This is a genomic window from Paenibacillus prosopidis (genome assembly GCF_003337375.1).
GTDB lineage: Bacteria > Bacillota > Bacilli > Paenibacillales > Paenibacillaceae > Pristimantibacillus > Pristimantibacillus prosopidis.
The window spans coordinates 26412-41699 of record NZ_QPJD01000003.1 but is presented as its reverse complement, the minus strand read 5'-3'; the positions used below and the strand labels follow the sequence as shown (position 1 = coordinate 41699).

Genomic DNA, 15288 nt, shown 5'->3' with positions numbered 1-15288 from the left:
TTAGCATACCGCAAAGCTAGGAGAAACGCTATTCATAATTTGCATCATCATTTGCATTATTGTGTTATCTTGCCACTGTTTTCGGGCCGAACGGAAGTTTTGTTTTTGTTTTCTTTTTCTTTGAAGTGCCCATCACGCTGCCAATTCCCATGACAAAGGTTGGGATTCCCGAAGCGACGAACACCAGACACCATTCGCGGAAGCCGATCGGCACCGTTTTGAAAATAGGCTGCAAAGCTTCAATATATAGCACGCCGATCATTAGTAGAAGAGAAGATAGGACGGCCAATACTAAATATTTGTTTTGCAGCGGATTCCGGTGAAAAATCGAGCGTGAGCTGCGGCAGTCGAAAACATGAATCAGCTGCGCCATTACGAGTGTGGCGAAGGCTACGGTCTGTGCTTTCATAAGCTGCGACGCGCTGCCTGGCGCTTCATTTAACGTGATCCAGAATGCCCCCAGGGTACATACCCCGATCAGTATGCCTCGGCTTATAATTTTCCAACCGAGCCTGCGCGAGAAAATACTTTCTTTGGCCGAGCGCGGCTTCTGCTGCATCAGATCCTTCTCTGCCTGATCGATGCCAAGCGCCATTGCAGGCAATCCGTCAGTCACTAGATTTACCCACAAGATTTGAATCGGCACCAGCGGCAATGGCAGTCCTGCCATCATCGCCAAAAACATAACTAATATTTCGCCGACATTCGACGCCAATAAATAACGGATAAACTTGCGAATATTTTCATAAATGCCACGTCCTTCTTCAATTGCAGCTACAATCGTCGAGAAGTTGTCGTCGCTGAGCACTAATGCGGATGCTTCCTTCGATACGTCCGTTCCGGTAATGCCCATCGCGATACCGATATCGGCCGCTTTAATGGCCGGCGCGTCATTTACGCCGTCACCTGTCATTGCAACGACATGGCCTTGCCGCTGAAGCGCCTTGACGATACGCAGCTTATGTTCCGGCGAGACACGTGCGTAGACATAAATGTTATCGACAAGCCGGTCGAGCTGCTCGTCGCTCATAGCTTCCAACTGTTTGCCGCTCAATGCAATTCCGCCTCGCGGCATGATGCCAAGCTGACCGGCAATGGCTTCCGCAGTCAATTGATGATCTCCGGTAATCATAACCGTCTTAATGCCTGCACGCCGGCACGTCGCGATCGCTTCCTTCGCTTCGCGGCGGGGCGGATCAATCATACCCGTTAAGCCTACAAATACGAGCTGGCACTCCGCGTCTCTCTCCGTTTCGCAGACATCACCGGCACGTAAATCACGGTATGCAAGCCCAAGCACGCGCAGCGCGGACTGTGCCATTATCTCTCCGGCTTCGGCACACTTTCGCTTAAGTGTCGGGGTGAACGGCACAACCTTGCCATCCCACAGCACATAGGAGCAGTGGTCCATAAGCATGTCCGGCGCACCTTTCGTACAAATAAGACGGCCGCCTTGATGCGCAACAACTACGGACATTCGCTTCCGTTCGGAATCGAAGGGAAACTCCTTTTCTCGCTTATAAAGCTGTTCCAGCGATTTCGACGAGGAGCCGAGCTTTGCTGACAGCACCGCAAGCGCACCCTCTGTCGGATCGCCTTTGAGAAGCCATTCCTCATGAGACTCCTTACTCTTCCGCTTCTTAGGCTCCTCTACCTCTACCTTCATCAGCTGGGCGTTGTTGCACAAAGCACTAATTTGCAGCAGCCTCTTAACGGATAAATCGTGCTTCACATCAAGCGCCTTGCCATCTTCGAAAATAGACCCGGACGGCTCATAGCCTTCACCGCTTACTTCCAGCTGCCTGCCCCCGATCCAAACATGCGTAACCGTCATCTTATTTTGCGTGAGCGTACCGGTTTTGTCCGAGCATATAACCGAAGCACAGCCAAGCGTTTCAACGGAAGGCAGCTTTCGTACGATTGCCTTCCGTTTAATCATCCGCTGTACGCCGAGAGCGAGTGCGATCGTCACGATAGCCGGCAGTCCCTCTGGAATAGCTGCGACCGCCAAGCTGACACCGGCGAGGAACATTCCGTACGCTGGCTGGCCATGCAGTATCCCGGCAATCACAACCATGATCGTCAAACCTACCGCAACGACGATCAGGATTTTGCCGAGCTGCTCCAACCGATGCTGGAGCGGCGTTTCCATAGATTCCGTCTGCTCGATAAGACCGGCTATTTTACCCATTTCCGTATCCATACCAGTCCGGATGACTACCCCTCTTGCAGTCCCCCTAGTGACCATCGTGCCCATGAAACCAATGTTCTTTTGATCACCCAATGGCAATTCCGCCTCAGAGATGGCTGCAGAATGCTTCCCTACCGGCACCGATTCTCCTGTTAGCGCCGATTCCTCTACGTAGCAGCTATTTGCCTCGAGCAAGCGAACATCGGCTGGTATCCGGTCCCCGCTCTCGAGACATACGATATCTCCCGCAACAAGCTCCTTCGCCGGAATTGTCATCAATTCACCGCCGCGGATGACCTTAGCCGAAGGAGCTGACAATTCTTTTAGAGCACGCAAAGAACGTTCCGCCCGGAACTCCTGAACAAACCCTAGTACAGCATTCAGCACAATAATGGCCACAATTGTAATAGCGTCCAAATATTCGCCGAGTAAGCCTGAAATTAAAGTCGCGCCCATTAATACGAGAACCATAAAATCTTTAAATTGATTCAAAAACAACATGACCGGCGATACACGCTTGCCTTCCGACAGCTCGTTCCGTCCATGCTTCTCCAGCCTCTCCGCCGCCTCCGACGTCGTCAGCCCTTGTTCAGGGGAGCTGACTAAGGCGTTTACCAACTCGCTTGTCCCCATCTGGTGCCATTTCATTTGTTCCATGGTATAACTCCCTCCCATAATACCTTCGGACAGCCTTTCTAGGGTAAATGTATTCGGACAGCCCGTAAAATATCCCAACAGGGACTTAAGTTTTTGTCTGAACTATGGCATGATAGAAAAAGACATAAATGGAAGAGAGGAACGATGCACCATGGCATTAGACGGAATCGTTACCCATGCAATCACGCATGACCTGCAGCGCTGCGTCGGCGCTCGTATATATAAAATTCATCAACCGACCGATCATGAACTCGTGCTCAGCATACGCGGAGCGGGCATGCAGGGCAAGCTGCTGCTGTCAGCAAATCCGACGTATCCTCGTGTACACTGGACTAATGGAAGTTACGTTAATCCGATGGAAGCGCCGATGTTTTGCATGCTTCTCCGTAAGCATTGCGAAGGAGGCGTTATCGAATCGGTGCGTCAAATCGGACGTGAGCGCATCATTCATATCGAGGTGAAGCATCGCGACGAGCTGGGTGATTTATCGAACAAAACGATCGTTATCGAAATTATGGGCCGCCACAGCAATATTATATTGATGGATCCTGCAACGGGTATCATTCATGACGGCATTCACCACGTTACGCCTGCCATTAGCAGCTACCGTATCGTTCTTCCAGGCAGCAGCTACACATCGCCGCCGGATCAAGGGAAAACCGATCCGCTAGCAATTGAAAACGAACAGCAATTCATTGAAGCGCTTCATGCTGCTGACGAAATAGCGCCGCTCCATAAGCGGCTCGTCGATACCCTCAGCGGATTCAGTCCGCTGCTGGCCAGAGAGCTCGTATACCGTACGCAAGCCGGCGCAGAACCAAATGCAAACACAGATGCCGAAGCGTATGGATTAACGGCATTGTGGCACAGCTTCTCCAGCTTAATGGAGAATGTGAAAAAGAACCGCTTTACGCCAACCATCAAAATCGATCAGGACAACGGAAAGTCGTTTTTTTCGATCACCGAGCTCACCCATATTAACGGCGACACGACCGTTTTTCCGGATATAAGCGCATGTCTGGAAGGCTTTTATGGGAATAAAGCAGAACGGGACACGGTAAAGCAGCGGGCAGCAGACCTGATCCGTTTCGTCCAAAATGAAAAAGCAAAAAATATATCGAAAATTAAAAAGCTGGAGGAAACGCTCGAAGAGGCCAAGGATGCGGAAAAATACCGGGTGCTCGGAGAGCTGTTAACCGCTTATATGCACCAAATCAAACGTGGCGACAAATCCATCGAGCTTGTTAATTTTTATGACGAGGAGCAAACTACGGTAAAGATTGACCTTGATCCGCAGCTCACTCCGTCTGACAACGCGCAGCGCTATTTCCGGCGCTACACGAAACACAAAAACAGCCTGTCTATCGTAGAAGAGCAGATGGAAATCGCCCGAACGGAAATCGTTTATTTTGAAGCGCTGCTGCAGCAGCTCGATAACGCTTCGCTAGCCGATATTGGAGAGATTCGCGACGAGCTAGTCGAGCAAGGCTATATGAAAGAACGGGGCCGCCGCGGACCGAAGAGGAAAAAAGCGCTCCGTCCTGCGCTTCTTTGCTACACTTCATCTGAAGGCGCAGTGATGTTTGTCGGCAAAAACAACACGCAGAACGAATATTTAACGAACCGGCTGGCAGCGCCTTCCGATACATGGCTCCACACAAAAGATATACCGGGATCCCATGTGGTCATCCGGGGCGCTGATTTCGGCAATGTCACACTCGAGGAGGCGGCAATGCTTGCTGCGCATTACAGCCAAGCACGCGACTCCAGCTCCATACCGGTTGACTATACGTCAATCAGGCATGTCCGGAAGCCTAACGGAGCAAAACCGGGCTTCGTCATTTATGACAATCAAAAAACGCTTTTCATCACACCAGATGAAAAGCGCATCAAAGCATTAGCCTCGGAAATTAAATAATCGGTTGAGCAACAAAAATCACCTGCTTCTTATCTATTGAATAAGAAGCAGGTGATTTTTTTCAATCGGGCTTTGAATGGCCGAGTCATACCGGTTTACCCCATGACGGGTCAAGCTGCTGTATTACCCTCGCGTCTACAGTACGGTTTCCGACCGCGCCGTGAAAGACTTGGCCGTGACGGAATCCATGAAAATCCGAACCGCCCGTAACAATTAAATGATATTTGTCAGCGAGCCGGGCATACCGTTGCTCTTCCTCGATTCCATGGTCAGAATGATACGCTTCTATCCCTTGCGCGCCGTGACGAATGATATCTTCAACAAGAGGATCGTTGCCATATAAGCCTGGATGGGCAATGACGCTCGTCCCTCCCGCTTCTCTTATCCATTCGACAGCTTCATACGGATGCAGCCGCGGTGGATTGACATAGGCTGCCGCTCCGGCGGCCAAATAACGATCAAAGGCTTCCTTCATGCTGGACACGATCCCTTTGCGAATGAGCGCCTCCGCAATATGCGGCCGACCGATGCTGACAGCAGCCGCCTGCAGTGATTCCGCCGTGTAGTCGCTATGAGCCGCTGTAAGAACCTCATCCATTGTCAACGGGATACCCAGTTCACAAAGCTTATCCACAATCATTTCGTTCCGCCGGTCTCGTATACCGCGTAAGCCCGCCAGCCGCGCCAGCCACTTTTCATCCTGATTATTCGTGTAATAGCCAAGAATATGAATGTCTGTACCGTTTGCCACCGTGCTTAATTCAACGCCGGGAACGACTTTAATGCCGATTCGTTCCCCTTCGAGCAATGCCTCCGCTACGCCCGCTATCGTATCGTGATCCGTTATGGCAACTGCCGCAAGACCAGCTTCTTTCGCAAACCGAACGTTCTCGGCCGGCGATTGCATGCCATCCGAAGCGGTCGTGTGCGTATGCAAATCAGCAAGTCCGCGCATTAGAGCCATTGTTGTAAATCCCTCTCTCTCAAAAAGGTTAAAAAGGTAACGGCTGAAATAGGCAGCAGCGCTGACTTTAAATAAATCGAATAAAACTGACGTTGAAATTTTACATCCGATATTTTAATCATTCGTATTAATCCAAGCGCAACCTCATGCTTCACCGAGGACGACGATACAAAGGAAATGCCGAGGCCGGCTTCAACTGCCGATTTCACAGCTCCAGTGCTGCCAAGCTCCATTACAATTTTCATCGATGCGGGATCGATCTTTTTCTTCCTCAGCTGCTCTTCCATGACAAGCCGCGTGCCTGAGCCTTGCTCGCGCAGGACGAACGGGTATTCCATAACTTCCTCAAGCGTTACCGACGAACGATTCGCAAGCGGATGATCCTTGGAGACGATAAGTCTAAGCTCGTCGCTCATGACCGCCTCCATATGCATGTCAGGATGATTGACCGGAGCTTCAATCAAGCCGAAATTCAGCTGATGATTCAAAATATCTTCCATAATTTGAGATGTGTTCATTACCTTCATGCTTATCGTGATATGCGGATATTCTTGACCGAATGGACCGAGCAAGCGCGGCAAAATGTATTCTCCTATTGTCAAACTCGAACCCAGCTGCAGCCTCCCTTTAAGCTGTTTTGTAAACGTGGACATCGCCTGATCCGTATCGCGGATCAAATCGATGCTGCGCTGGGCAAACGGCATCAGTGTCCGTCCCGCTTCTGTCAGCTCAATGCGTTTGGTAGACCGCTGCAACAGCTTGGTTCCAAAATAATCTTCAAGCGACTGCACCTGCATCGTAACAGCAGGCTGGGTCATATGCAAAGATTGCGCTGCAGCTGAAAAGCTGCCCCGTTCCGCAACCGTATAAAAAATGTGCAACTGATGAAAATTAAGTGCCATCGTCCAACCACCCTTTCTTCTGCTATTATTATACAACAAACCTTGTACGGAGTCGTAGAAAGGACACAAAAAAAGCGTTCAATCTTTTCAGATTTCACGCTTGTCGCATTACTTATACAATTGTATTTCCTTATTTTCGTTTCCTGCTGCTCTTAACCAGCGTCATTCGCCGCGAGTGGCGAAGCCATGAATAATAGGACTTTAGATCCCTTAGCTCAATCGTTTCCGACATCCGCCCCAGAAAGGTTACAATAATCATTTTATGTAAAGGATTTCCAACAATATCCGTTTCAGTAACTGACTCAGAAAATTCCGCGACAAATACGAGATCGTCATCAATTAAATAAACATCCTGTTCGTTGCGGTAATAAGGCTCGATTCGCCCTTGCTTCAAGCATTCCCATAAAAATTCGGCGATATCTTCAAACCCGGTTTTCTTACTTTCGATCCGGTCAAGCCAACGACTTTTGGCATGGTTCGTAATAACGATGTCGGCTACTTTTTTATCACCTAGATCGATAAAAAACGACTCATAAGTATTCCATCTTCTCGTCATTTTATCTTTCATTCCGCAACCTACTCCTCCCAAGGAACCAGGGCTTTTATACTATGAATTTTAATTCCATTTTACCACGATTGTCCGAGATTACAACATTAAATTAAAGTCAGACCATATATGTAACTTTTTGGATAATTGCACAAAAAATACGCTTCTCAGCGTCATTCATGAGCCGAGAAGCGTATTTATTTCATATGATGAGAACACATTTATTTTTCACCGCATAACGCAAGCTAAACCTTCAATGAACGGCATTTGCCGTCTTCGGTTTTTATAAACTATAAAACCGTGTCTTATCCTCACTGTCTTTACTGTACTCGGTTTTGATCTCATTACGATAGGAACGCTCAATCTTGCGAACATAAGGAAGCTTTCCCATCTGACGCACAGATTCTTCAGCCCGCTCCGCGTTCATGTACAGAACGACGTAATGCATTTTGCGCGACATATAATGAACCGTCCCGAACCTTTCCAGTGATCTTGCCGCTTTCAAATCACTAACCCATACGATATACCCCGTTCGATCCGGTAACATTTCTTCCCTCCTGAAAGGTTTGCGCAGCAAACCTACTTCGTAAGCCAAACTTAAGGTTTGTGCAGCAAACCTACATCGTAAGCCAATACCTAGATTTGCGCTGCAAACCTGCTTCGTAAGCTAATACATAAGGTTTGCAAGCAAACCTGCTTCGTAGCCTGCTTCGATTTAACCGCAGCCGCCGCTTCCGCAACCGCATGAGCCGCCGCTTCCGCAGCCTCCGCCGGCTTTTTCGTTCCCGGGCACTTTTATATTGTCGGAAACCGACTCCGCTATCGTACGAGATACCTCATAAAGCATCTCATCGACGACTTGCTCGGCAAATTTAAAGTGGCGAACGCTTTCAATCTCGCTCAGCTCTCGTTCAATTTGCTTCACTTTATCTTTCGCGGCGTTGTAATCGGGATGGAATCGACCAAAGCGCTCGCACTCGACAAACAACTCCTTCGCCTTCGCGAACTGTTTAGTCATTTGCTTCACTTTCTCGTCCTCATTCACGGCCGACTTCCAATATAGATATTCGGCAACTTCCGCCGATTGATTAATCCAATCTCCTAATTCATAGGCACAAAGCAGCAGCGACGCCATATCAAGCGAAGAAACGACGCCATTTGTCTGGTCCAACTGAACAGCCGTCAACTCTCCAGCAGTGGGCATTTATCCACCTCATTTCAATTCGCTAATTCCTACATTATCATATCATATTAGCTTAGCCAATAGATAGAGATTATATTGGCTCTGTCTGGCCTGGAATGACAAGCCGCATTTCCTCCCACATATCGGGAGTAAGCCGGACTGGCTGACGTTCCCGCTCGTCCCGCAGCAATCCGACAACAGCCCAGCCGCCCTCCTGCTGCTCCAGCTTCTCAGGCACAAAGGAGCGAAGCTCGCTCTCTATTCGAAGCTGTACAGGCGTCTGCCATTCCAAGGCCTGTTCAATTAGCTCTCTTCTCGTTGAAGGATGGTACGTTCTTAATTGCTTCGTCCACATCGCAGGAACGCTGTCCCACTGAGGGAAAGCCTGATACGTCTCTTTAGAAGCACGGTCATTCAATTCGAAATGATGCAGCGGGAAAGCCTCATAGATGAACGGGGCTGTTTGTTGACAGCTTTCCCATTCTGATAATATCGCAGATCTAACGTCTTTCCTTTCGTCCCAAGCTACAAATGGAAAGCGGCGTTCTGCCGCCGAATCAGCCGTTTGAACTCCTTTGCGCGGCGGATAACCGGCCTTCTGTAGGCAGCTTCTAATCTCATTGATTTGAGACTTAGCCACGATGAAGTCGGTTTGACCAAGCTGCTGCATTAATAATGGTGCAATGGATAAATCATTTTTTACGAATGCTGCCATTTGTTCATTATCGCAACGAAGCAATACAACCTCAGCGAACTCTGTCCGGCAAGCTCTGCTTGTCCACACTTCCAGTAGAGCTGCAAATGCAGCCGGTAAAGGATCTCCTCCAGCTGCCTGCTCAAGGAAGGACTGAATGGCTGCCCGTGTTCTTCCAAACTCCAAGGAACGGGCAAGCGTTGCAGCGTCGATCCGATAAATGGATACCTGCTCATCCGATACTTGCTCTGCCATCAACTCGAGCTCCCAGCGTATGGAAAACGGGCTATCCGGCTGGGCTATCACTTCTCCATTAGGTTGTACAATAATAAAGCGCCTCACTTCAAGCATCGTATTATGGCTTAATGCTCCCAAGGGCGAAGACGGCTTCCAGCGAAACAGCGTGCCCGTCCCGCCTGAAATTTCGTAATCTACAAGCTCAAGCCAGCCGAAACTGTGAAATAAGCTGTACCAATCCGGCATTTTAGCTCCGCTATTCAAATCTGCCGCGATCGGAGCTCTTATTTGAGAATTTATCAGCCACTGCTCCATGTGCTGTACGGAATACCATTGCCCAGCCTGCATCCCGATTAAAGCTGCGGCTATATGCGCGCTGACATCAGCGGCAGGGAGAAGCAATTTTAAACACCATTCCAGCAATTGTCTTTCTCTTTTCTCCTCCTTTAGGTTAAGCCAATTACCCAGTACGGCCTCATTCCATTTTAATGTACCTTCTTCCGCATAAAGAAGTCCGAATGCAAAGCCCGCTTCTAAAATAAACGCAGCCTTCAATGGATAATGCTCACGGAGCGTCCACTTCAATTCAAACCGGCTCAGCCACTGCTCATCAAAATCGACAGCTTGCAGCAGCTTAGCAACTGTCTTCTTGTGTAGCGCCCCTTTGACCGTTAGCTCCATCCCGTTTTTGGCCAACATAGCGAAAGCGGAAAGTAATTGCCTTCCGAGAGGCCTGTATACCTTTCTCAATTTACCGTCCAGCAAGCCTTGTCTATCACTAGGCGACAGCGGCTCTGCACTACATGCAAATAATGTTTGCTGCCAAATCGCAAAGCTGTCGGTCGGAATAAAGTAGAGGCTCTCCCCCCAGACTTTACGGACCGAGAACAAAATACCTGCTTCCTCCAGTTCAGTTAGACCCATTAGACATTCTGCGCCTGAAAGTGTCGTATCCATCCGCACTTCCCTTAGCAGCCGTTCTCCATCAACCGGCATAGCTGCAAACAACCGAAGCATTGCTTTTATGAAACAAGACGCATATGGCGATAACAACTCGGCTGCTTCATGAATGGAGCGGCTGTCTACAGCAGCTTCAGACCAAGCCATTCCGCGCAGCTTGGCAGATCTCCATACGGAGGCATTCAGCAATTGCTCCATTCGTTTGTCAGACAACTTATTGACCAATTGTTGAACATTCATTGCGCTAGAGCCTCCTTTTCGGAAAAGTCAATCACGGGCACATTCAAGCGCTCATAATGATATCCTTGTTCAAGCATAAAAAGCTGCCGCTTCAGAGCAAACTCCGTTTCCTTCGTTTGGTCGGTTACTATTGTGTAAAACCAAGCCTCATTGTTTCCTTCCTTTGGCCGCAGCAGCCTGCCGATCCGCTGCGCTTCCTCCTGCCTTGAACCAAAGCTTCCCGAAAGCTGGATAGCAACAGAAGCATCAGGTAAATCAACTGCAAAATTAGCGACCTTGGAAACAATTAACACAGATATCGCACCCGATTTAAAGCGCTCATACAACTGCTGGCGCTCCTGCTGTGGAACCTCGCCTGTTAGTAGAGGAACCTTAAGGGTTTCAGCAACCTCATGCAGCTGATTCAAATATTGTCCGATGATGAGTGTAGGCTTGCCCCTGTGCTCTTGCAGGAGCTGCTGTACGACGGGAATTTTACCGGGATTTTCCGCCGCTAATCTTAGCTTGGAGCGTGCGCCCGCATCCCGGTACAGCCCCTCTTTCTCTTTATGAAGCGGAACTCTAATTTCCGTACATGATACAGCAGCAATATGTGAACCGGCTTCAGCTGTCTTCCATTGCATATCGTATTGCTTCGGTCCGATTAACGAATAAACATCCTCAGCACAGCCATCCTCGCGAACGAGCGTTGCGGTTAAGCCCAGCCTTCTGGTTGCCTGTATATCCGCTGTCATTCGAAACACCGGTGCCGGAAGCAAATGGACCTCATCATATATAATAAGACCCCAGTCCCGCTCAGAAAACAGCTTCATATGCGAGAATGGAGCCGTATTCGATTTCCGGTGCGTCAAAATATTATACGTAGCAATCGTAACAGGGCGAACCTGTTTCAATGTACCGCAGTACATCCCGACCTCCGAATCTTTTAACGACGTTTTATCAAGCAGCTCCTCTCTCCACTGGTTCACCGAAGTGGCATTCGAGGTCAGTATGAGAGTCGCCCTGCTGAGCCGGGCTAACGCGGCGATTCCGACAATCGTTTTCCCCGCTCCGCAGGGCAGTACGACGACGCCGCTTCCCCCTTGCACCGTTCCTTCTTTATAAAACATTTCAACTGCATCCTGTTGATAATCCCTCAATGTAAACTTTCGGTTACTCACCGTAATTTCCCTGACATGAACGGATAAAGCTTCACCCGTGTGATAGCCAGCCAAATCAATAATCGGGTAACCTAAACGGGTTAGCTCTTGCTTAAATGAGCCTCTGCAGTCCGCTTCCAGCTCCCATTCATTTGGCTGCAGACGGTCTTTGATCCAACCTGAGATAGACGGTAGGCTTGCCAACTCCTCCATTAATGAAGCATCGCCTTGAAACAGCAGCTTCCCTGATTGGGCAGTTAGCTGCAATCTGCCGTATCTGCCGATAAGCTTTCTCACCGCAGCTTCCGTTTGAAACGGCAGCTCGTACCGACCATATACGGTTAGCCATTCAATGATATCATTCGCGCTTATTCCGGCTGCAGCTGCATTCCATAAAGACAATGCCGAAATGCGATAGGTATGTATCGAACCCGCTCTTTTTACCGCATCCGTGAAAAGCGCCAGCTTTTCTCTTGCCAGCCCGGCAGAAGATCTGCTCTCATCGAGCAGCACGGTTAAATCAGACTGTACAATGAGCGGCCCATCATGATGATCGTACATCGTTCTCCCCCTAAAAGGTTTTACACAGAATATTCCTTATGTCAGTATGAATGGTTTTACACAATTTTATGCTTACACTGCTCTATACATTGTGAGATTTCTGAGACAAAAATGTGGTATAGTAATAAGAACATCTTATAATGACTGCTTAATGGGCTGGAGGGATTACATCCATGAAAAGAAATATCATTATTCTCCTGATGCTCATATGTCTGCCTTTAGCCGGCTGTTCGGCCATCGCTGATCTTTCCTTAAACCATATACAAACAAATCAATGGTATTCGGTCTCAGACATCGTGGACGGAGATACCTTCAAAATTAAAACAGGCGACGATGAGGCTACCATTAGACTTCTTTATGTGGATACGCCTGAGATTAAGAAACCCAATTCACCAGTTGAACCGTTCGGTCCGGAAGCATCCGCTTATACAGAAAAGCTGTTATCAGAGTCCAAAGAGGTCCGACTCACGTTTGATGAGGAGATCACTGACAAATACAATCGCACATTAGCGATAGTCGAGCTGAAAGACGGACGTATATTGAATGAGCTGCTGCTTGAGCAAGGCTTGGCAAAAGTATTAATCGTTGAACCTAATGTCAAAATGGAAAACGTATACAAACAGCTCGAGCAGCAAGCAAAGCAAGCAATGAAAGGCTTGTGGAGCAACGCTTCCGACATCAGCAATACTGATTTCCCTGTCAAAAAAGCTGCCCGCAGCGGTATCCTCATAGAAGTAGACAAAAGTGCAGAGCTTGTCACGATAAAGAACACAAGCAATGAACCGGTCACTTTGGATGGATGGAAACTCGTAAGCGTGCGCGGCAATCAGACGTATCCTTTCGATCCATTTGTATTAAATCCGCAGCAAAAAATCGTTATCTCCTCAGCTGATGAGCCTCCATCCGACTCGTCCGTACTTGAATGGGGCGAACAGAACATTTGGAATAACAAGGAGTCAGATCCTGCCGAACTATATAATGCGTACAATGAGCTGGTATCTGTTTGGGAAGATGAGTAACGGCAATCGGTTTAGCTAACAAATAAGGCTGTCCAGGGCGTTAACAAACGCTTTTGGACAGCCTTATTTGTTTATATTCTTTTAATGAACGGCTCTATGCTCATGCTCAGAAATAGCGCTTAGCGCTTCGCCAGCTTCATTAACAAAAATTTCTCGTACAGCTAAATCACCGATGGCCAGTACACCGACCAGCTCTCCGTTATCGACCACAGGCAGTCTGCGGATTTGCTTGGATGCCATTAAATTCGCCGCATCATCGGTAGATGTATTAGATGTAATGGTATCGACATCCTTCGTTATGACCTCTTCCACTGCCGTAGATCCGGAATGCTTTGCCGCATACCCGCGAATAACCAAATCCCGGTCAGTTACAACTCCAATCAGCTTCTTCCCTTCGACAACAGGAATGAATCCAATATCATGTTGCTTCATTTTAACAGCAATCTCATAAATGTTATCCTGCAGTGTAGCAGTAACACAATCCGTAGTCATTATTTCATTTACTGTTCGCATAACCGCACCCTCCTCGAATTAGAATCCGAGGTTTAGGATATCCGAATGCGGCACCGCTCATTCATCCTTTTATGATTTCTGGCGAAATAATGCCGGCCGCATAATCGTCAGCCATCGCAATAAGCAGTCTTGCAGCGCTCAGCATAGCTCTTTCATCAATATCAAACTTCGGATGATGGTGTGAATAGGTTGCTCCGCATTCTTCGTTACCAGCTCCGACAAACATAAAGCAGCCGGGAACCTGCTGCAAATAATAAGAAAAGTCTTCAGCAACCGTTATTGCTTCTGAATGAACAACCGATTCTTCGCCGAACAACGACGCGCCAACCTTAAAGAAACGTTCAGCTTCAAGATCATCATTCACGACAGGGGGATAACCCATCCGCATTTGATAATCGAATTGCGCTTCATGCATATTACAGGTATGTTTAATTAATGTCTCCAGACGTTCGTGAATCATCATTCTCGTCTTCTCGTCAAACGTCCTTACCGTTCCCTTCATTTTGCACCGCTCCGCAATGATATTGTTCGTAGAGCCAGCTTGAAACGAGCCGATTGTTACGACAGCGGGATGGAGCGGGTTGACATTACGGCTAACAATCGATTGAACCGACTGAACAAGTGATGATCCGATCATAATCGCATCGACCGCTTGATGCGGCAAGCCGCCATGTCCGCCGCGTCCTAAAATATCTATCACGAATTCGTCCGCGGCAGCCATAAACGGTCCTGCCTTCGACGATACGAGTCCATGCGCCAACGGGGTCCACAAATGCACACCGTAAATAGCATCTACACCATCCAGCGCCCCGTCCTTAATCATTGGCAAAGCGCCTCCCGGCGTAACCTCTTCGGCTGGCTGAAACAGCAGCCTGCGTTCACCGGAAATATTGGCACGATTAGCTGAATAATAGGCTGCTACAGCAAGGAGCGTTGCAGTATGGGCATCGTGACCGCAAGCATGCATTACATTTGGTACCTTCGAAGCGTAATCGCATGTTTTCTCATCTTGGATAGGCAAAGCATCAATGTCCGCTCTCAGTGCCACAACTGGTCCCGGCTTGTCTCCTTTAATCACTGCAATTAAGCCGTGACCGCCAACCCCCGACCGAACCGTACAACCCAATTCTATTAATTGATTCTCTATCCAGCTTGACGTTACTCTTTCATGGAAGGACAGCTCCGGATACTGATGAAGATGTCTGCGCCAGCGGATCATGTCCGGATAAAGATGCTGCAGCGCTTGATCTACGATATCTTCTGTCTGCATATCGCAAACCTCCTATAGGTTAAGTTCCTGAAACTCGCATCAAAAATAGCTTCTTCCGATTAAACTTGGTTCATTTCATATAGTTTACCAGATCGAAGCCGTATTAAGGAAGCTTATACGATATGTTATAGTTAAACGGGAACAATTCGTCAAAATGTCACTTTTGATTGCTTCCAAAGGGCTGAGTAAGGGTTGCGCAGACTGGGGAAACATACTATCATGAGAAAAGAATGTATAACTATGTCTTTTGAACTGGAAGTAACTCTTGCTTTCGTCAGTTTTGCTTCACAAAA

General features: G+C 48.3%; 12 protein-coding genes. 2 read left to right on the top strand and 10 right to left on the bottom strand.

Features of this window, described 5'->3' with window-relative positions; all coding sequences use genetic code 11:
• Nucleotides 1-64: 64 nt before the first annotated feature.
• Nucleotides 65-2848, bottom strand: coding sequence for a calcium-translocating P-type ATPase, SERCA-type (locus tag DFP97_RS04955; protein WP_114378894.1), 2784 nt, complete (start codon nt 2846-2848; stop codon nt 65-67).
• A gap of 151 nt (nt 2849-2999) precedes the next feature.
• Here DFP97_RS04955 and DFP97_RS04950 point away from each other — a divergent pair, with 151 nt between their 5' ends.
• Nucleotides 3000-4766, top strand: a complete 1767-nt coding sequence (locus tag DFP97_RS04950) for an Rqc2 family fibronectin-binding protein (RefSeq protein WP_114378893.1) — start codon at nt 3000-3002, stop codon at nt 4764-4766.
• Between the two features lie 85 nt (nt 4767-4851).
• Here the strand turns inward: DFP97_RS04950 and DFP97_RS04945 are convergent, their stop codons facing one another.
• The 7 genes from DFP97_RS04945 to DFP97_RS04915 all read right to left on the bottom strand — a co-directional run bounded on the left by DFP97_RS04945 (nt 4852) and on the right by DFP97_RS04915 (nt 12193).
• Entirely contained in the window at nt 4852-5730 is an 879-nt protein-coding gene (locus DFP97_RS04945; RefSeq protein WP_114378892.1) for a PHP domain-containing protein, read from the bottom strand.
• Entirely contained in the window at nt 5721-6632 is a 912-nt protein-coding gene (locus DFP97_RS04940) for a selenium metabolism-associated LysR family transcriptional regulator (protein WP_114378891.1), read from the bottom strand. Before DFP97_RS04940 ends, DFP97_RS04945 begins: the two co-directional genes overlap by 10 nt.
• A gap of 130 nt (nt 6633-6762) precedes the next feature.
• Nucleotides 6763-7200 (bottom strand): hypothetical protein, encoded by a 438-nt coding sequence (locus DFP97_RS04935; protein WP_114378890.1) that lies wholly within the window; start codon nt 7198-7200, stop codon nt 6763-6765.
• A gap of 262 nt (nt 7201-7462) precedes the next feature.
• Nucleotides 7463-7726, bottom strand: coding sequence for a YlbG family protein (locus DFP97_RS04930; RefSeq protein WP_114378889.1), 264 nt, complete (start codon nt 7724-7726; stop codon nt 7463-7465).
• Between the two features lie 168 nt (nt 7727-7894).
• On the bottom strand, nt 7895-8383 hold the full coding sequence (locus DFP97_RS04925) for a YlbF/YmcA family competence regulator (RefSeq protein WP_114378888.1): 489 nt from the start codon (nt 8381-8383) through the stop codon (nt 7895-7897).
• Nucleotides 8384-8453: 70 nt separating this feature from the next.
• Nucleotides 8454-10493: a helicase-associated domain-containing protein gene (locus tag DFP97_RS04920; protein ID WP_114378887.1), complete on the bottom strand. Its 2040-nt coding sequence runs from the start codon at nt 10491-10493 to the stop codon at nt 8454-8456.
• Entirely contained in the window at nt 10490-12193 is a 1704-nt protein-coding gene (locus DFP97_RS04915) for a DNA repair helicase XPB (protein WP_114378886.1), read from the bottom strand. The genes DFP97_RS04920 and DFP97_RS04915 overlap by 4 nt, the downstream gene beginning before the upstream one ends.
• A 173-nt stretch (nt 12194-12366) precedes the next feature.
• Here DFP97_RS04915 and DFP97_RS04910 point away from each other — a divergent pair, with 173 nt between their 5' ends.
• Entirely contained in the window at nt 12367-13212 is an 846-nt protein-coding gene (locus DFP97_RS04910) for a thermonuclease family protein (protein WP_114378885.1), read from the top strand.
• A gap of 81 nt (nt 13213-13293) precedes the next feature.
• Here the strand turns inward: DFP97_RS04910 and DFP97_RS04905 are convergent, their stop codons facing one another.
• Both DFP97_RS04905 and DFP97_RS04900 read right to left on the bottom strand, forming a co-directional pair.
• Complete coding sequence (locus tag DFP97_RS04905) at nt 13294-13725, bottom strand: CBS domain-containing protein (protein WP_114378884.1); 432 nt, start codon at nt 13723-13725, stop codon at nt 13294-13296.
• A 61-nt stretch (nt 13726-13786) separates the two neighbouring features.
• Nucleotides 13787-14995 (bottom strand): amidohydrolase, encoded by a 1209-nt coding sequence (locus DFP97_RS04900; protein ID WP_114378883.1) that lies wholly within the window; start codon nt 14993-14995, stop codon nt 13787-13789.
• Between the last annotated feature and the right edge of the window lie 293 nt (nt 14996-15288).